The sequence below is a fragment of the Paenibacillus oceani genome (genome assembly GCF_014705615.1).
Taxonomy (GTDB): domain Bacteria; phylum Bacillota; class Bacilli; order Paenibacillales; family NBRC-103111; genus Paenibacillus_AB; species Paenibacillus_AB oceani.
Genome location: NZ_JACXJA010000059.1, coordinates 28,680 through 46,424 on the forward strand (window position 1 = coordinate 28,680; position 17,745 = coordinate 46,424).

The 17,745-nt window shown below is 54.1% G+C and carries 15 protein-coding genes; 1 reads left to right on the forward strand and 14 read right to left on the reverse strand.

The annotated features are described in order from the left end of the window. Window positions 1-65: 65 nt before the first annotated feature. From IDH45_RS31240 to IDH45_RS31265, 6 genes are all read right to left on the reverse strand, one after another. Window positions 66-4,493 (reverse strand): stalk domain-containing protein, encoded by a 4,428-nt coding sequence (locus IDH45_RS31240; RefSeq protein WP_190932075.1) that lies wholly within the window; start codon window positions 4,491-4,493, stop codon window positions 66-68. Between the two features lie 331 nt (window positions 4,494-4,824). After that, window positions 4,825-6,144, reverse strand: coding sequence for an ABC transporter substrate-binding protein (locus IDH45_RS31245; protein WP_190932076.1), 1,320 nt, complete (start codon window positions 6,142-6,144; stop codon window positions 4,825-4,827). A 289-nt stretch (window positions 6,145-6,433) separates the two neighbouring features. Then, the gene (locus tag IDH45_RS35140) at window positions 6,434-7,618 is read right to left on the reverse strand and encodes a mandelate racemase/muconate lactonizing enzyme family protein (protein WP_190932077.1); all 1,185 of its coding nucleotides are present in this window, start codon (window positions 7,616-7,618) and stop codon (window positions 6,434-6,436) included. Next, window positions 7,599-8,438 carry an SDR family NAD(P)-dependent oxidoreductase gene (locus tag IDH45_RS31255; RefSeq protein WP_190932078.1) on the reverse strand — a complete coding sequence of 280 codons (840 nt, stop codon included), beginning with the start codon at window positions 8,436-8,438 and terminating at the stop codon, window positions 7,599-7,601. The genes IDH45_RS35140 and IDH45_RS31255 overlap by 20 nt, the downstream gene beginning before the upstream one ends. 65 nt (window positions 8,439-8,503) lie before the next feature. Beyond that, the gene (locus IDH45_RS31260) at window positions 8,504-9,439 is read right to left on the reverse strand and encodes a dihydrodipicolinate synthase family protein (RefSeq protein ID WP_190932079.1); all 936 of its coding nucleotides are present in this window, start codon (window positions 9,437-9,439) and stop codon (window positions 8,504-8,506) included. Window positions 9,440-9,791: 352 nt separating this feature from the next. After that, window positions 9,792-10,190, reverse strand: a complete 399-nt coding sequence (locus IDH45_RS31265; protein ID WP_190932080.1) for a TetR-like C-terminal domain-containing protein — start codon at window positions 10,188-10,190, stop codon at window positions 9,792-9,794. A 481-nt stretch (window positions 10,191-10,671) separates the two neighbouring features. On the opposite strand from IDH45_RS31265, the gene IDH45_RS31270 reads away from it, so the two are divergent. Further along, the gene (locus IDH45_RS31270; RefSeq protein ID WP_190932081.1) at window positions 10,672-12,534 is read left to right on the forward strand and encodes a patatin-like phospholipase family protein; all 1,863 of its coding nucleotides are present in this window, start codon (window positions 10,672-10,674) and stop codon (window positions 12,532-12,534) included. A 41-nt stretch (window positions 12,535-12,575) separates the two neighbouring features. On the opposite strand, the gene IDH45_RS31275 is transcribed toward IDH45_RS31270, so the two are convergent. The 8 genes from IDH45_RS31275 to IDH45_RS31310 all read right to left on the reverse strand — a co-directional run bounded on the left by IDH45_RS31275 (window position 12,576) and on the right by IDH45_RS31310 (window position 17,647). Further along, entirely contained in the window at window positions 12,576-12,755 is a 180-nt protein-coding gene (locus tag IDH45_RS31275) for a hypothetical protein (protein WP_190932082.1), read from the reverse strand. Between the two features lie 190 nt (window positions 12,756-12,945). Continuing rightward, a complete protein-coding gene (locus IDH45_RS31280) occupies window positions 12,946-13,611 on the reverse strand; it encodes a DUF998 domain-containing protein (RefSeq protein ID WP_190932083.1) in 666 nt (221 codons plus the stop codon). After that, on the reverse strand, window positions 13,604-14,035 hold the full coding sequence (locus IDH45_RS31285; RefSeq protein ID WP_190932084.1) for a hypothetical protein: 432 nt from the start codon (window positions 14,033-14,035) through the stop codon (window positions 13,604-13,606). The genes IDH45_RS31280 and IDH45_RS31285 overlap by 8 nt, the downstream gene beginning before the upstream one ends. A gap of 13 nt (window positions 14,036-14,048) precedes the next feature. Beyond that, window positions 14,049-15,356, reverse strand: a complete 1,308-nt coding sequence (locus IDH45_RS34475; protein ID WP_223837186.1) for an alpha/beta fold hydrolase — start codon at window positions 15,354-15,356, stop codon at window positions 14,049-14,051. Continuing rightward, a complete protein-coding gene (locus IDH45_RS34840; RefSeq protein WP_263364901.1) occupies window positions 15,331-15,462 on the reverse strand; it encodes a hypothetical protein in 132 nt (43 codons plus the stop codon). Before IDH45_RS34840 ends, IDH45_RS34475 begins: the two co-directional genes overlap by 26 nt. Continuing rightward, complete coding sequence (locus IDH45_RS31300; RefSeq protein ID WP_190932085.1) at window positions 15,459-15,779, reverse strand: ArsR/SmtB family transcription factor; 321 nt, start codon at window positions 15,777-15,779, stop codon at window positions 15,459-15,461. Before IDH45_RS31300 ends, IDH45_RS34840 begins: the two co-directional genes overlap by 4 nt. An 880-nt stretch (window positions 15,780-16,659) precedes the next feature. Then, window positions 16,660-16,953, reverse strand: a complete 294-nt coding sequence (locus tag IDH45_RS31305; protein ID WP_190932086.1) for a hypothetical protein — start codon at window positions 16,951-16,953, stop codon at window positions 16,660-16,662. Between the two features lie 229 nt (window positions 16,954-17,182). Continuing rightward, a complete protein-coding gene (locus IDH45_RS31310; protein WP_223837187.1) occupies window positions 17,183-17,647 on the reverse strand; it encodes a GyrI-like domain-containing protein in 465 nt (154 codons plus the stop codon). Window positions 17,648-17,745: the final 98 nt, after the last annotated feature.

The window sequence follows — 17,745 nt, forward strand, 5'->3', positions numbered from 1 at the left end:
CGCACGCAACGAACAAAAGCCCCCGATCTCCTTCGCAATCGCGAAGAATCGGGGGCTTTGTTCGTTTACTCCGAGCCTCCGCCAGCTGTCACCAGCGGCGTAATCGTGCCTCCGGCGATGCTGCGGATGCCGGTTGCAGTCGTTGCCTCCAGCCGGTACGTGAAGCTCTTCGAGCTGTCAGGCACCTCGATAATCGCCTCGTACGGATATACGTTTGTCGTCTCTACCTGCTCCGGGCCGTTGCCGATCCGGTAGTAGAAAGATACGCTCTGCGTCTGATCCGGCTTATCCGTCATATACACATAGGCATAATACGATTCCGGGCTCATCTGGAGCACCATCGCTTTGCCGTACGCGTGCTCGGATACGGTCTGCCCGAGGTCGGGGTTTCCATCCAGCACATAGCTCATCCGGGCAAAGGCAGGCTCCTGGACGCCAGGGATGCGTAATATCGCTGCGCGCAGGCTCTTGCCCGGGATCGTCACTGCAAAGCTGCCTTGAACCACATCCACTTCCGTCATGCCGCCGTTCGGCTCATACAGCTCCACCTTGCCGGAATAGCTGCCGCCTCCGGGCACTTTGCTGCCCAGATACACCTGGGCTGTGACGCTGTCCGCGCTTTCGTTGAGCAGCGCGACGCCGAGCACGCCATTTTTGCGCGACGCCAGCCAGTCGATCTGGATGCTGTCCGTCGTGACAATGCCCTCGTCCAGCCAGGGCCACATGCCCTGCTCTCCGAAAAACTGCCCCGGTTCATGAGCATACTGATTCGAATTAAAGTAGGCGTATCCCTGCTGGCGCAGCGAAGGGAAGGAGATACGTCCTTCCGACCAGAGAAGGGTCTGATTGAACAGGAAATCCTCCAGCATCGCCAGGAACGGCGGCAAATGATGCCAGTAGATGCCCGTGTAGTCCGGCCCAAGCAGCGGGTAATCCGCCTGCTGTTGGAACGTGGAGAACGTATTCTGGTAGTAGCCGGAATAGTTGGCGAACCGGCCGACAATCGCGTTGCGCGCCGTGTCGGCAAAATACGTATCGCCCGTATATTCGGACAGCCGCAGCAAATCGCCGACCCAGCTCGACATAATAATGTTGGAGCTGCGGCCGAAGGTAGACGCCTGCTCCAGACCAAGTCCGACGCGTGACGGAATCCATGCCGGCTCCTGCGTCATCTGCTGCTCGATCCGCACATTGCTTGCCAAATTGCCGGGATCGCCCGTCGGCCGGCCGATCCGCTCCTGCTGATCGCCATGCCACCAGAAATTCAGGTTGCCTTCATTGCCATAATGGAAAACACTTTTCATCTGATTGATATCATTGACCGTAACCGGCTGGTTCAGCTTCGCGCCGTCGATTCCCGGCACCCACAGCGTCGTTACCAGCCAGCGGGCTACCTGCTCCGCCACCGCCAGATCCTGCAGATCGCCGGTTGTTTCATACAAATCCAGCAAGGACGCGAGGTTCGGGTAGTAGGAGATATAGATAAAGCTGGACCAGTTTATCGGCTCGGTTTGCGGCTGGTAGACGACATTGGTCACATACTGCTGCGCCTGCTGACGGGCCTGCGTCAAATACGCCGGATCGCCGGTATATTTATACAGCGCCAAATTGTTGGCGAAGGCAGGGATCGAGCCGTACGAGTTCGTGACCGACGACATCCCCTTCTGCAGACCGTATTCGTACAAATACGGCACGGCGCCGCGGGTCATTTCGTACAAGCCGCCGACGACATTCAGATTGTACCCGCTGATCGGATCGCCGATCGGCTTCGGCACATCGCCGACCTGATGAACACCGCCCTCATCGTTCGTCCGGTTGAAGTGCAGCCCTTTGCGGGTCAGCAAATTCGCCAGAGTCGGAATCGCCCGGCGGGTCAGAATCTCCTTGTCCTCCGTCAGCAAATAGTCCTGAAGCGCCTGCATCGGGTTCGCCGACGAAGTCGTATTTTTGCCTTCCATATTATAGTGGGCTTTGTCGTACGGGTCCCAGCCGCCGAAATGATCGTCCAGCATCAGTTGCCGGGCATTGAAGATCGCGTCGTTCAGCGTGCTCGTGACGTTTTGACGGTAATCGTGGACGCCGAACAGATCCCGGGCCACGAGCTTATACGTATCGTACCAGTCCGCCACCCGGCTGATCACGCGGTACTGGAGCGTGTAGCTTTGCTCAGCGGCAAAGTTCGCTTCCGGCGAGCCGAGCACCGGAGCGAAGATCGACCCGCGCGGGCTGTAGCCGGTGCCGCGCATCGTGATCCCGAATGCGCCGTTATTGCCGTACACCCAGCGCAGCGGAATCCAGGACGGCTCGGCGGCGATTCCCTTCGTTACCGGGCGGCCAGGCGCATAGCTGTTGTCCGGGCCAAGGGTAATCGTGCCCATCGGCGTAAACAAATGCTGCTCGGTCATCAGCCCCGCCTCGGGCGCAATACGCTTGCCGAGCACCCGGTAAGGCGCCAGGGCGAACGAATAGCGGTCATCCGTAAATTCCCGGCCTTCCCAAGCGCCGATCGAATAGCTCCCCGCCTCGTGGAAGGTCGCGTCCACCGTTACTTTGGGCGCCGGATGGTTGCCCTCCAGCTGCCAGCTCGCGCTGAAATCCGCCAAAGGCTGGTCGAACAGCAGTTCCACTCCGCCCTCCGGCGTCGTCGTGTAGTCGAGCGGAATGAACCAGTTGATCCGGCCGGACTTATACAGATCGGTGCCCGCATACCCTTTCTGCTGAGCGGCAGCCGTACTGTAGCGGCTCCTGAACATATACATGTCCTGTGATGTGGACACCGTCGAAGCCGCATCGGCCGCCAGTACGACATAACCCAGCTCCTCCGAGCGGTCCTTCGTCTTGATCCACACTCCCTCCGACTTGGCATACACTTCATTTTGCACCACTTGGCCGTTTACCGTCGGCACCTTGTAGAAGACGACCTTGGTATGGTCGTTTTGTATCGTCGTACTGGCAGTCGGCGCGGCGTCGCTCAGCGCCCAGGCCGGAAAACGCTCTGCTTCTGCTCCGAGCGGCACAGCGAGCTGCAGCAGGGAATGGTACGATTCAGGCGGGGTCGCCTGCAAATCCGCCGTCAGGAGCACCGCGTCCGCGCGGGCGTAGAAGCCAGACGTATCGTGCAGCTCCAGCGTATGCGCGCCCGCCGCAAGCGCCACGGTTCCGCCTGACGCCCATCTGAAGCCTTCGTAGCCGTGGGTGCCGAACGTTTGAGGCAGCATCTGTCCGTCCAGCCCGACATGGAAGGAGCGCGTTCCCGGCTGGTTGGTCGCGAAATCCCGCGAGCGTACCCATACGTTGTACGTACCGGCCTGATGGACCTGAAACGAAGCGACAGCCGGCTCCGTCGATTCCGGATCGCCGTCCTCCGGCGTAGATCCCGCGCCACTCGGGTTGACGCCCCGCAGCAGCATGCCTTCGAAAGCGCCGTCCACGCCGCTTTCCATCGTCCACGTACCCAACTCGTCAAAGCTGCCCGGTCGGAACAAATACGCGTTCGCCGGTGTATTCGCCACAATCACGGCCGTTTGCCCCCCTTCGTCCCAAGCTGTTAGCGCCCCGAAATAGTGGCGCACAAATTCCAGCGGCACTAACGCCGCTCCTTGCTCCCGGATAACCGGATGCGCGAGTGAGACATTTCTCCCGTTCACGCTGGCCATATCTTCCCCGGGCCGCACCTGAAATCGCTGGCCGTTGCGCACGGCCGTCTCCTGATACGTCGCCGCGTCCACCGACACATCCGCGCCCAAAGCGGCGAACACTTCGCCGAACGGCACCATCACCGTTCCTTGACGGATCACCGGCTCCTCGTTCAAGGTGACATAGCTGCCGTTCAGACGCAGCGCTATATCGACAGGCGGGCGATTCGGATCAGGAGCCCCGTTTGATACGCTGCCGGGCACATACCGCTGATTGGCGGCCAGCCATTGCAGCGCGGACGCGCTTTCTTCGGCAGTAAAGTCCAGATCGTCGGTCAGTACGACCATATCGAAGCGGGCATAGTTGCCGCGAAAATCGAGCGCCTCCAGATCGTATTCCCCGCGAATCATCGCCAGCGGTCCGCTGGACTCCCAGTACCATCCGTTATTGCCGTGCGCGCCATATACGGCCGGTTCCCGCGAGTCCAGCTTCAGGTGAAACGGCCGCACGCCTGGACTGACCGCAAAGTCCCGGGAATGGACCATCATCTTGTAAAAGCCGTCCGTCGGAATGCCGTATTTGGCCAGCGCCGGCGTAGAGCTGTGGTTCTTACCGTCCGTCTTGCCCATCATAATATTGGAAAGCGGGCTGCCGCTTCGATCCGCCGGGTGCGTCCAGTTGCCCATCCGGTCCGTAAAGCTTTCGGCCGTCAGCACAATATAATGCTTGCCCGGCTTGATGTCGGGCAGCGGTCCGGAATCCGCCCGCGCCGAGTCTGGGCCTAAGCCCATCCCCGTCATTAGCAGCGCTGCCGACAGCACCAGGGCCGCCGTCTTCTTCAAGCGCATCTTCATCATTACACTCCCTCCTTATGGACGCCCGCGCCTGCTTCCCCTAATTCCGGGCGCATCTATCCGCTGTCTGCTCCTTCCCCTTACGCATCTCGTGAAGCCTATTGGACTTGTATCCGGCCGCTAATAGCCGCCTGTGCTTCAACGCTGCTCGTTCAGGATGCCGATCGCTGCGGCTGCCTGTGCCCGCCGGGTCGCATCCCCTCCTTTCCCGCTTTCAATCTCTATACGCAGACGACTTCGAGGAGGCAGACAGAACCTGCTGCCAGCCTTCTCCCCTTTTCGGTCATCTGCCCGTACTCGGGACACGCCTGCGCGCCGGCCGGCTGCTTTGCCCTTACTTGCCGGCTTCCGCAGCCACCTTCGCGTTGATCGACTCTTCCGTTTCGCGAATAAGCGTGTTGATGTCCTTCGCATTGGTAAACAATTGGACGCCTGCGGCATTAAGCGCGCTGTCGGCAATGGCGTCGTATTTCGTCGGATTGTTATGATACGGGACCGGACGGTGTTTGAAAATCGCCTGCACATTTTTGCCCTTCAGCACTTCGGAATCTATGCCGAATTGGTCGGTAATTTCTTTTTTGCTGAGCGGCGGCACGCTTGCGCCCTTTTTGGCGGAATCGAGCTGCGCGCTTTCGTCCAGCACGGCGCCGATCAGCTGAAACGCCTCTTTCTGATGCTTGCTCGTCGGCGAAATGAGCAGGAAGTACCCGTCCGCCTCGCCGTACAGTCCCTTTTTGTCCGGGTACTGCGGATAGGTCGCCAGATCCCAGTCCAGGCCGCCCTTGGCCGCTTCGGCCATCCGGTGGAACAGCCCGATGAACGGATACATGGAAATCGTTTTTTCGTACAGGAACGCGTTCAGCTCATCCGAGTTTTTCTTCGCCGTCGTGTTGCCTGGAATCGACAAGATCGCCTGGTACGTCTGGAACGCCCGCTTCCATGCCTCCGTGTTAATGCTGGCCTTCCCGGTGACCGGATCAAACCGGTTCAGGGAAAAGGGAGACGCGACGCGCACGATGTTGCTGGAAGCAAGGCCCCGGTATTGGACGCCGGCGTCGGTGCGGCTCACTTTCCGGCCCAGCTCAATCACTTCATCCCATGTCATTCCGTCCTTCGGATAAGCGACGCCGAACCGGTCGAACAGCGTTTTGTTGTAATACAGCGCATTGTAGTTCATCCCATAAGGCAGCGCGACAATTTCTCCGTTTTTGCCAAAACTTTTGACCGTCTGTAAAATGCTCGGGTCCAGCCGGTTCAGGTCGAAGTTTTGCAGCTTGATCTGCTCGCGCAGGTCAAGCGCTACCCCAAGATCGAGCAGGCTCTGCATCCCTTCGACGCCGGTAATGAGCAGGTCGGGTACATCGCCGGCGGCGACCATGTTGCGAATATTAATGTCGCCGGACGCAGTGATCGTCTCCACCTTGATATGCGGATATTTCGCCCGCAGCGGCTTGAAAAAGATTTGCTCGTAATCCTCGTCCGTAATTTTCCACCCCGCATACAGCTTGAGCGTCACTGGCTGCGGCGGCGCTTCTTCCTTGACCGACGGCTTTTCATCCACCGGACTGCCGCTTCCTCCGCCTTGTCCGCAAGCCGCGGTCACGATGGCGAGCATAGCCAGCGCAGCCGGCCAAATGATCGGTTTACGTTTCATTTCAAATTCCCCCTGTAAAATTATTTACTTGAATGAAAAGGATAAATTTCTTAATTTTTAAAATATTTCTAAAGTAAGCGCATTCAATTCGATGTCGCATCCTGAGCTCAAGCGCTTTCCCCTTCGGTATGACATCTGCCGCAGAGGCGGACCTCCTTCCCCGAAAACTGACGGCTCGTTCAAGCTTGCCGGGTCAATCTATCCATAATTGCCCCTTACTATTAAGATAAAGAATTCTCCCGGCAAGCAACATACACATTTTTATAGCAAAATTTATCCGAAATTTCCTTTATCCGCCTACCCGTTCATGAGCGGTCACAAACCGGCGCATCACCGTTTCATCCATCGTCACGCCGAGACCGGGGGCATCCGGTACGGTTAGGTGCCCGTTCTCCAGCCGGAATAACACCTGGGCATAATCCGCGCTGGCCCGCAGCGCATTCGGCTGGTACTCGTAGATCATAAAATTGGACAGCGCGGCGGATACATGAATGGAGGCGGCATGGCCGATGCCCTGATGTGCGCTTAAGTGCGGGGCGAACGGAAGGTGAAACGCCTCCGCCAGATGCCCGATGCGCATCATCTCCGTTATGCCGTTGCGCCCCATATCCGGCTGCACCACCTCGACCGCGCCCGAGGCGATCCATTCCTTGAACGTATAAATCGTCCGCAGCGGTTCTCCGACGGCCACGGCTGTATCGATCGCTTCCGCCAGCCTGCTGTGCCCAGCCCGGTCCTCGAACGTCAGCGGCGATTCGAAAAACAGCGCATCCAGTTCTCCCAGCGCCCGGCCGATCCCGAACGCCTCAGAATGGGTGCATTTGCCGTGAGCGTCGTACATCAGATCCAGCTCATCCGGGCCGTACCGCTCGCGAATCGCCTGGAGCAGCTTCAGATCGGACGCTTTGCCTCGGCCGAACGTATGAATCTTGACGCCCTGGAAGCCTTCCTCCCGCAGCCGCGCGATATGCTCCAGCTTCTCCTCGACCGACCCTCCCGGCACGCTGGAGCAGTAGCAGCGCAGCTTATCCCGGTACTGGCCTCCGAGCAACGCATACACCGGCAGCCCGAGCGCCTTGCCTTTCAGATCCCAGCAGGCAATATCCAGTCCGGCCATCGCATCGACCAGATAACCGCCGGTATAGCCGCGCTCGCGCAGCGTATCCAGCATGCGGTCCCACAGCACCTGCTGGTCGAGCGGCCGCGCGCCGAGCAATAGCGGAGCCAAATGAGTCTTGAGAACCGTAGCGGCAATTTCCGGATGCGTCGGCGCCAGCAGTTCTCCCCAGCCGTTCACGCCTTCATCGGTAGACAGCTTGACGAACACTGTCTCCGCATTGACCGAATAGACGCAAGAACGGCGGTTGCTGTCGCTGACGTAATAGTCGGCGCCAAGGAAACGCTTGCCTCCTGGCTGGACCGGACGGGCCGGCGGTATTTTCACGATGTAGATATCAACGGCTATAATCTTCACTGTCCTTCTCCTCCTCGTCCATCAGCTTGTAGCTCCCGCTCTTCCAGCGACGGCGCAATTCGGGCCGAACCAGCGCGCTGACCGACTGGATCGACATGCCGCCGTCCACCGCCAGATCGACGCCATTGACAAAGGCGGCCATGTCGGAGGCCAGAAACAGCACGGCATCGGCCACGTCCTCCGGCTTGCCGAGCCGGCCGAGCGGGTAGCAATCCGTATCGATTCGATAGCGGGCTTGGGCCGCCAGCTGCTTCTGCTTCTCCTCGCTCACCGTAAGCCCCGGCGAGACACAGTTCGCCCGGATGCGGCTCGCCGCCCCCTCAAGAGCAGTCTGTCGCGTAAACGCCGCAATAGCGCATTTCGCCGACGCGTAAGCAGACAGACCCGGATTGGCGCGATTCGCATTCACCGACGACATATTAACGATCGCCGGCGTCTGCGACTGTACGAGCAGTGGCCATGCGTACCTTGTGCAGAGGAATACGGAGGTCAAGTTCACGTCGAGCAATCGTCTCCATTCCTCCAGCGTGCCGGCGGCGATCAGACCGCTTCCCGTCCGGCCTGCATTGTTGATCAAAATGTCGAGTCGATCGAGCCCGGCAAATACTTGGCGCACCGCGCCTTCATCCGAGACATCCATCCGATGCGCCGTCGCATCCGCCCCAACGCGGCGAAGCGCCTCCGTCACAGCTTCGACACGCTCTTCATGCACATCTGTCAGTTGCAGCCTGCATCCCTCGGCTGCAAAGCGCCTCGCAATCGCCGCGCCGATCGAACCCGCAGCTCCCGTAATGAGCGCCGTTCTGCCGCTTAGCAGCATGTTAGCGCACCTCCGCCCTCACTCCCTGCCGGCCGGCGACAGGGGAGTCTGATATGAAGCTGTGGTCAAGCCCGCACATCCTGATCTTGCCAGCGCAGCGCCAGCAAATCCAGTCCTTCCAGCGTCTCCATCACCTCACGGCGAAGCGCTTCGTCGATCGGCGCATTCGGATTGCGTACACGGGCTGAAGCGATTACCCCGCCTGCCTTCAGCACTTCCTTATGCACGGCTGTAGCGAAGCCCGCAATCGTGCCGATCCGGATAAACGGCAAGTACCGGTAAAACAGCGCCCGGGCTTCCGCCTGCTTCCCCTCCCGCCAGAGACGGTAAATGCGAACGCACACCTCGGGGAACTCGCACGCCGGCATCGTGCCGATCGCGCCGCGGCTCAGCTCTTCGCAGTAATAAATGCCATTCAGTCCTCCGAACACCGCGAGGCGTCCTTCTGTCTGCTCCAGCACTTCAGTGATTTTTACCGTCGTCGGCGGCGCCTCCACCTTGACATAGCAAATGTTGTCGCAGTCCTTGGCCAATCTGGCCATGATCGGGACAGGAATGGCGACGCCGCTGGCGATCGGCGCATCCTGCAGCATGATCGGAATGTCTACGGCATTGGCGATCGCGGTAAAGTATTCGACCATACGCTGGCCGTCCGGCTTGACCATATGCGGCGGCATCACCATCAACGCGTCGGCCCCCGCCTGCTGCGCCCATCGGCTCAGGCTGACAGCGCCTTCCAGCCCCGTATGGCCGCTGCCGAATACGAGCGGGACCCGCCCTCTCACTTCCTCCTTGACAATATCGGCGATCCGCTCACGCTCCCGGTCCAGCAGCGTATAAGCCTCGCTCGCATTCCCGAACAGCGCGATCCCGTCCACCTGAGCCGCCAGTTGAAACCGGACCAGCTCGCGCAGGCTATGTTCATCGACCTCGCCCGCTTCGGTAAACGGCGTCGCGAGAATCGGGTACACGCCCTCCAGAACAAACTTCCCGTTCCCCATCCGCGGTCCCCCCCTTTTTCGGATTGATTGATTCCCTTTCATCATAAAAAAAGCGCATTCCGGAAAACATGCACATTCTTGTGCCGCATTCTATCCATAATTTCCTTGCGGCCAATGAGCTGTTCCCAGATGCCGCCGTTTCGCTGTCCAGATTCATATGCGAACAGCAAAAAGCCTTCAAAGCCACTGCTGCAGCAGGCGGGAAGGCTTCTTGCTTTGCCAGAAGGTTGTCCGATGAACCATAAACAACCAATAAAAATAACCCGCAAACCGTTAACCTGAGCGGGTTATTTTCCTTTAGGTGTAAAATCGCTACGAGGGTGACCTTCTCCCTGAATCGAAGCTTCGACACTCACGTATGCAGCTTAAGTCCTTCGGATTGCATCTCGAAAAATTTGTACATCTCCTCCGGCGTCACATTTTTATGATTTTTAATCCACTGAAGCAGGACGCGAATGACCGCCCCCGATCGAAAGGCGAGAAAATAGTCCAGGTGGGGAGACCGATTCATCATGGCGGGAGGCAGCATTCGTACGAGCTTTTTCATGGTATCCTCGAATGCGGCAAAGATGACGTCCAACCGGTTGGCCTCGACCAGTAATTCGATGATTTCCGAATCAGCGTGCCAATACCGAAAAAAAGGCAGTATAAACGGAAATTTTCCCGTGCCGGTTGGAACCGTCTGCGGCGAGATCGATTGAAGAATGTTGTGGTAGAGATCATGGAAGGTATCGTCGCATTTCCATATCAACACATCCTCCAAATTATCGAAGTTGCGGTAAAAGGTAGACCTCCCCACCAGGGCGCTATCGACCACCTCCTTAATGGTGACCGATTGAAAGGTTTTTTCTCGCATTTTTTTCGACAAGGCATCATATAGCCTGATCTTGGACTCGACTGACCGTTGATCCTGTTTAATGTGGTACATATTCCCCCCAAATGTCCTTTATCTCCGGATTCGCTTGACTTCCAAACCGTATCCACTGAGAATTCAATATGTATCCTAACTATACCATTTTAATGCGCTTCCAAACATACAGAAATCTGCCAAGGACAGGTACCCATAATTAAATCAAGGGCGGTATCAATCAGGTACTGGCCGAAAGCGTCGGGCGAATGACGTGAGGTTTATTGCCGCATCGTTGCTGTGCGGTGACGTTCCTATTCAACGATACGGACGTCCCGGCATTCCAAGCACAGCCAATGACAAGTGATGAAAGGATGTCTCCGCTTTGAATGACGAACTATTTCGATATCCGATCATTGGGAAGTTGAACGATGAGGATTTGCATTCGATCCGTCCTTATTTGACAGTCCATTCCTTTGATAATGGAACCGTCATTCTTCGTCAAAATCAAGAAACGGCCCATTTCCATATTCTATTAGACGGGATATTGAACGTTTACGTAGAGCAAGAAACCAAGGTACATGTGGCGAAACTGGAAAAGGGGCAATTTGTCGGAGAGATGTCGTGCTTGACGGGTGGCGCCGTGAGCGCGACGGTTCAGGCGCAAGGGCAGGTTCGGACGGTATCGATGCCGCGTGAAGGCATGCTTCAATTAATGGATAGAAGCCCCGAGTTCCGCAATCACATGATCGAAGCGATGATTCAACGGGTGACGAACACCAACCACCGGGTATTGGAGGAATATACGCGAAGCTCCGTGGTTTTGCGCCAGTTGCAGGAGGAGCGGCAATCCCACTACGGGCCGTTGGTCGGAGACGGCCGGTTCATGCGGCAGCTTCGAAAGAAGATTACCGAGTTGTCTCAAAAAAACGAACCGTTGTGCATCATCGGTGACCGAGGTGTCGGAAAATCCCATGCGGCCTGGGAGATTCATGCTCAATCGGGACGGTCCGAGCATCCCTTTTTCGTGGTGGAAGGGAAGAGCTTCGGCACGGAGGAATGGGAAATGAAGGTTCGGGCCGCCAAAGGAGGCACGATTGTACTGGAGCAGGCCGACAGTTTGCCGTCCGATCTTGTGCGCCGCTTGGTTCATGCGCCGGATGAAACCCGCTTCATCCTGACCGCAGGTCGGCGGCTTCACGCGGACGTAGAGCACCTGGAGATTCCGCCGCTGAGAGAACGGCAGGAAGATCTTCCGGCGCTTGTTTACTCCTTTATTGCCGAAGCGGGCTTCCAGAACCCCGAATCCCTGATTTCACAAGAAGCGATGAATCGGTTAAGCGATTTTCCTTTTCTTGGGGGGAATATTCAAGAACTGAAGCGCGTGGTGCACGATGCAATGGTGCGGAGCAGCGGGAAAGAGATCCGTAATTCGCACCTCCGGTTCGGGAGTGTACGCGAACCCGGAGCCCGTCCGAAAATCGGTCTGGCCCTAGGAAGCGGCTCCGTGCGGGGGGCGGCGCATGTCGGTGTAATCAAAGTGTTGGAGCAGGCCGGCATTCCGATCGATCTGATCGCCGGTACGAGTGTGGGCGCTTTTATCGGCGCTCTATACGCAGGCGGGCAGCCTGTATCGGCTTTTGAAAAAGTGCTGCCCACGGTACGTTGGGGCCAGCTTGTACTCCCGACACTACCGCTGAATGGAATCGTCGACAACTCCCCGATGGTCCGATTCGTGGAAAAATATATCGGTCCCGTTGATTTTAAGGATTTGTCCATTCCTTTTGCCGCAGTTGCCTCCGATGCCGTTAACGGGGAAGCCTGCATTCTCAATCAAGGCAAAGTGTCTCGCGCCATCTGCGCTTCCACCGCCATTCCCGGCGTGATGAGACCGGTCAAATATGGGGATAAACTGCTTCTGGATGGCGCTGTCGCTCATCCGGTGCCCGTGGCCCTGGCCAAAAGCATGGGGGCGGACATCGTGATTGCGGTGGATGTCAGCACGCCGGATGACATGAAGAAAGAACCGAAAAACTTCGTGGCAACGATCCTCAACACGATGGATATCATGAGCAAGCGGATGATTCAGGACGAATTGCAGCTGGCCGACGTCGTATTATCCCCACGGCTGAAAAACAATCAAATCACATTCAAGGCATCCGCGTCTTATATTCAAGCGGGGGAATACGTCACTCGCGAGTCTCTTGAAGCGATCAAACAGAAAATGGAAACGTTCGTGTGTTGTTAAAGGGTGGGCATTGCCCTCCCAACGCCAAATGTTCATATAGGTCATTGCAGCAGGCGGATCAAATCTGCGCTGAGTGTTTCAGCATCGAGCGGCTCCCCATACAAATTGTAGTTGATAATCCCCCCATCGAGTAGCTTATATATCGATTTCGATGCACGCAAGGAGTCGATGTCGTCGGCGATCCAGCCTTCCGTTTTCAAGCTGTCTAAGGGAAAACCCAAACATTCGGAAATACTCCCGGCTGAATTGCGAAGGACTTTCATAACCAACTCGAAATGCAGTCATTCCTAACATCCCTCCTTCCGTTACTGTAATTGGACTGAGTATTTGACCTATTCAGACGTAAACCGGCTGCAAGCGCGATGCAACCGGTTTACGATAATACATTACATGTATTTTTTTGCTGCCATACTACTTATTAGAAGCTCCCAACTTGGCTGCATGAATCCCCACAATGATTAGCCACGCAATGTCCGCCAAGATTAAGAATCGTCCAAACAAACCAGCCAAAACCTCAGGCCCAAATTGCCCATTTTGCGGAATTTGAATCACAAATACGAGCATCGAGACGATTGCAATAACCGAACTGGTGAGCAGCACTCTCTTCATAGGTCTCCAAACATCAAGTCGACATAACGAAAGACTAATCAACAATGCGGCTACTGGCGTATAGTCCAGCATCGCTCCAATAGAGTGCATGCTGCCACTAAACGTTGTATCATCCGGACTAACGGAGATGGGATCGGTCACGAAGATTGCCGCGATAATAACGCCAACTGCACTGATTCCTAGAATGACAAGCCCAATGTACCCCGTAACCGTACGAATATGCGGGAAAATCGTAATCGCCACACTGATTTGAGCAACAGCCAGCAATCCAAAAGCCAGGTGCATCATCCATCCATAGTTGCCAAGAGCATATTCGCTGATAAAACGCCACGTCGGGTCAAATTCAGGCTGAAGCAGATGCAGACTACAAAGGAGAAGCACGAACAATGCACCTGAGAGAATCGAGGCAAGCGCGAATCTGGAGGCCGTCACCGTCAAAGGTTTTGCCACGACCAATTGCTTAGCCAATGCCCATCCCTCCTGCTTGCGAGACTCTCGTCATCATCAATTCATAACCTCGCCCGCCGGGATAATGCCACAACCCCGCATTGGAATTGCCATCTGAACTGAATGTCCCTTTAAAGGTTGAAGACGATCCTTTGTCTCCAGCCCAAATGACGAGCGAATCCCCATCCAATTCATACACATAGTCGAAGGTATTGCCCAGCGTATCGTAATAACGAGACTTAATATCTTTGCTCGCAGTTTCTCCGAAGGGTTTTAAATGCCCAATCAACTCGATCCCTTTCACTTCTTGTCCATTTTGGGAAAGATGAACGCGTTGAATCAAAAAGTGCCCGCCTTCCATCCACTCGTAGGTTACCGTTCCTTCTGCTCCGCCGCTGATTTGCCAAGTACCGACTAGTCGATCCAGCGTTTGAAGATTCGTCATACTCCCATTCCCCTTATCGTTCAAAATCTACTACGGCTTTTGCCACCACATCAGGAGACATCATAACTGCAGAATGGTCTTGGCCGGCGAGTGAATGAGTATCAGCCTTTGGAAGAAGATCGGCAAGCGCGCGTGCCGCGTCATGGAAAAGCGGTTCGCTGTTTTCCCCTGTCATAATCAACGTAGGGATGGCTATATTCCATCTGTCGGACGGCAGCGGGTTCCCGGATTGCGTCGTTCCCATAATCACTCCATCGTAAGCAAGCGTATGTGCCAAGGACTCCATTTTGTTCCAGGAGGGATCGGCCTTCATGTAGCCGATGTATTCTCCAGGAATGCCCAGAGCCTCGGATGCGAAATATTCCACTGCTTCAGATCTCTTCCCGGCTTCGACTAACGAATTCAAATGTTCTACGTAGTCGCGAGGCACAGGCTTACGGCTGTCGTTGATGATGAACGGCGGTTCGTACAAATAGAGCTTGGCGACTGAATCCCCTAGCAAGTTTGCCGCCTCAAGCGCCAATACAGCTCCGGACGAGCTTCCGAACAGGTAAGCTTGACCGCCGGCGGCTGCAAGTAAAGCCTCGATATCTTCCACTTCTCGTGCGGCTTCATAGGGCGCGGTATCCGTACTACGTCCACGTCCGCGACGATCGTAATTGTATACGGTGAAATTTGCCGACAAGCGCTCGCCTAACGGTGAAGCATCCTGATGGTCAGCCGCAGCCGATGAAACCATGATGAGGGCTGGACCGGTCCCTTGTTTGGTATAAGCAATCTGTGTCCCATCTTTTGAGATAACGGTCTCCATCGTTTCATTGCCTCCCATTAAGGTTTCTAAGTATTCTTCCAGTCGATCATAGGCATCGGTGAAACCTTCAATCATGCCCATTGCTTCTGCGTTGTCCATTTGTTCGTTGGTAGCGAATCGCGTCACGATGCTAATCCGCGTTCCTTCGCTTTTTTCCTCGAACAACACTGTCGTGTACATTTCACTGTCCGAAACCACATTCCACTCGCTGTCAGCAAAAGTGTCTGTGTATACCAGTTTGTGCGGTGCCTCTACTTCTTCATATACGGCTCTGCAATAGGCCTCTTCGCCGCTATTGTCAACCGCTTTGAGACTATACCGCCACACTCCGCCTGGCCGCACATCCATTTCATATACAGTTGTCGTCCAGCCTTTTGGCCCCCACCATTTTGTAATATGTTTAAGCTCCGTCCAGCCTTCCCATGCAAGCTGGGCAGGCATCGCGACATTACGTTCGACAGTGAGTTCTCTACGCTCGCGGTTTTTACGAATGGTTGTTTTTCTTTTCATCTACAGTCATCCTTTTCAGGTAGTTTTCAAGGGAATCGAGCCTCTTGTTCCAGACGTCGCGGTAATTCAACATGTAGCCCGCGATAAAACTGTTGATACCTGTCATAAATCCTCCTTCTTCTTGTAATCCTGCATATACTCCTCAAAATTGTCGAGACGTTCTTCCCATAGAATGCTGAAGGAATCAAACCATTCATCCAACTCCTGAAACGGCCCGGCTTCGAGGCTGTATATTCGCAGTTGTGCTTTGCTGCGTGAGCGCACCATCCCGGCCTCGCTCAAGATGCGCAAATGACGGGATACGTGCGGCTGGCTGATGCCAAGGGCTTGGACGATTTCTCCAACCGATTTGGGCCCATTTCTTAGCAACTCAACGATGTTGAATCGATTGGGTTCGGCAAGAGTAAGTAATGTTAACTGCATGGTTGATGATCTCATGAACTTAATATACACTAATATGTATATACACGTCAATGTATATACAAAAGTTAACTTTCACTTTTAAAGAGATAAATAGGGTACTCCTGATTTGAAGATATTAGACCATGCAAAACAAAAAACCAGACCTCACGAGGTTTGGTTTTCCATGGTTGACATGGAGTCGAGGGGAGTCGTCTCCTACTATATACAAACATTGTTGTTGTTTTATGAAACTATCGTTCCCAGTTAGTCTAACGATACGAGCAGGGAACTTCAGATTCTTACTTGTTTGTGTTTAGTTCTCATATTAAGCTCCGGGACTTTATAAGTTTTGGTGATTTTAGCTAAACGACTTTTGTCAACTTGATATCCATCCAAGGTATCCAACTGTCATCGTCACCCGACAGCTCCCAACTGCCGGTTAAGGTGTTGCTGTCATCACTACCTACCTGTAAAGCGCTCCGATTTTCCTGCAATGGTCCAAAGTATCCTTTTCTGACACTAATTAAGTTCCTCCTTCATCATCAGGCGGTTGCCACACTGCATGAATGAAATGATAATTTACTACTTTTATTCTAGCATGATACAGGAGATGTGGTTTCTTATCGATTGCTATTTTCGGAAGTCGAATCACCTCTCTTCGGACATCAACACGCGCCTCACCACAGGTGGTCCTTATATAATCAGGGTTGTCATTTATCTCAATTTCCCACCCAAATTCCATCACATCATTTTTATCACTTTTTCACCCTGTTACTCGTTGTGGTATTAAGCTAATCTCCCGTTAGCGCAACAACGGCAGCCGTACATTTTAACCGGCTGCCGTTGTGTCACGATTGAGCTATCGTCCCCGTTAGCGTAGTGGAGATTTAGAAGTCGAGGATTAATTTCTCCTGATTTCGCCAATCTGTTTTGTTAAATTACTCAATTCATTTCTTATAGTTTCATTTTCAATTTGAATTTCTCTAATTAGTTTTAGGAAGATAAAACCCAAGACATTTAACATCAAACCCAGTGACGGAAAGGCTACTCGTTTTGCTATGCTTAACATAAACACGCTATCTGGAGTTTCCGATGAATATGACCTAGGAGCAAACTCCCATAGACCAATCGCTGCGAGTAATATTCCCACTAAAATCATGAAGTACGATATTTTTTTCGTAGCTTCATAGTACATTAGCTTCCCCTCATCCCCATAAAGTCATGTTTCCAGTAATTTACTTTATAGAGTTTACGCTGAATACTTGGATTTGTTGCGTTAAACCGTCCGTTAGTTGAGCAAAGGCAGCCGATCGTTCTGGATGGCTGCCTTCGTGTATCTTTATCAGCTATCGTCTCCGTTAGCGTAATGGAGTTACGATAGGTGACCGATGAGGAACACTTCGCATGTCACATGAAGTAAAACATTATTTTCTCTTCACCGGAATCCAAATTTCCCCAGAAATATATTCTGCCGTTCCATAGTACATTTCGAAGGTTGGACCTTCAACCTGTTCGAATTCCGATGTCGGAAACCACTCGGAATAAATTCGTCCCCATAGCTTTATTAAATCACATTGCGGTTCCGGGAATATCGCCCACGTTAATTCCGGAACAGAAAGTTTTGTAAATCTCTCCGGAATATCTAGACCTTTTGGCAAAAAATAACTCACCATGTATTTAAACGATGTTCCAGTATGATCATATAAGGCAGCATGCAAGATTGTGTTACTAAAGCGTCCCAGTAATTCATTCATCCCTTCAACACTGCCATCTACATCGCATTGTTGACGGAATTTAGCAACCTCTTCATATACTTTTTGATCGGAATTGACCAGACCATAAGCTCCAAACATCTCAAAAGGACCTCTTGATTCGATGCGGTAATTCATTTCGACATCTCCCACTATAAAGTAATGTTTTCTCCTGTTTTCTCGCTCATTCTTAGTTTTTCAACTTTGACAACCTATGTCCGTTGGAGGAAGATTGA

What these genes read in the sequence shown, in the direction of transcription:
- IDH45_RS31310 (WP_223837187.1), bottom strand. Translation starts at nt 17,647, where the DNA reads ATGAATTACCGCATCGAATCAAGAGGTCCTTTTGAGATGTTTGGAGCT.
- IDH45_RS34475 (WP_223837186.1), bottom strand. Translation starts at nt 15,356, where the DNA reads ATGAAAAGAAAAACAACCATTCGTAAAAACCGCGAGCGTAGAGAACTC.
- IDH45_RS31240 (WP_190932075.1), bottom strand. Translation starts at nt 4,493, where the DNA reads ATGATGAAGATGCGCTTGAAGAAGACGGCGGCCCTGGTGCTGTCGGCA.
- IDH45_RS31255 (WP_190932078.1), bottom strand. Translation starts at nt 8,438, where the DNA reads ATGCTGCTAAGCGGCAGAACGGCGCTCATTACGGGAGCTGCGGGTTCG.
- IDH45_RS31300 (WP_190932085.1), bottom strand. Translation starts at nt 15,779, where the DNA reads ATGCAGTTAACATTACTTACTCTTGCCGAACCCAATCGATTCAACATC.
- IDH45_RS31285 (WP_190932084.1), bottom strand. Translation starts at nt 14,035, where the DNA reads ATGACGAATCTTCAAACGCTGGATCGACTAGTCGGTACTTGGCAAATC.
- IDH45_RS34840 (WP_263364901.1), bottom strand. Translation starts at nt 15,462, where the DNA reads ATGACAGGTATCAACAGTTTTATCGCGGGCTACATGTTGAATTACCGC.
- IDH45_RS31260 (WP_190932079.1), bottom strand. Translation starts at nt 9,439, where the DNA reads ATGGGGAACGGGAAGTTTGTTCTGGAGGGCGTGTACCCGATTCTCGCG.
- IDH45_RS31305 (WP_190932086.1), bottom strand. Translation starts at nt 16,953, where the DNA reads ATGTACTATGAAGCTACGAAAAAAATATCGTACTTCATGATTTTAGTG.
- IDH45_RS31245 (WP_190932076.1), bottom strand. Translation starts at nt 6,144, where the DNA reads ATGAAACGTAAACCGATCATTTGGCCGGCTGCGCTGGCTATGCTCGCC.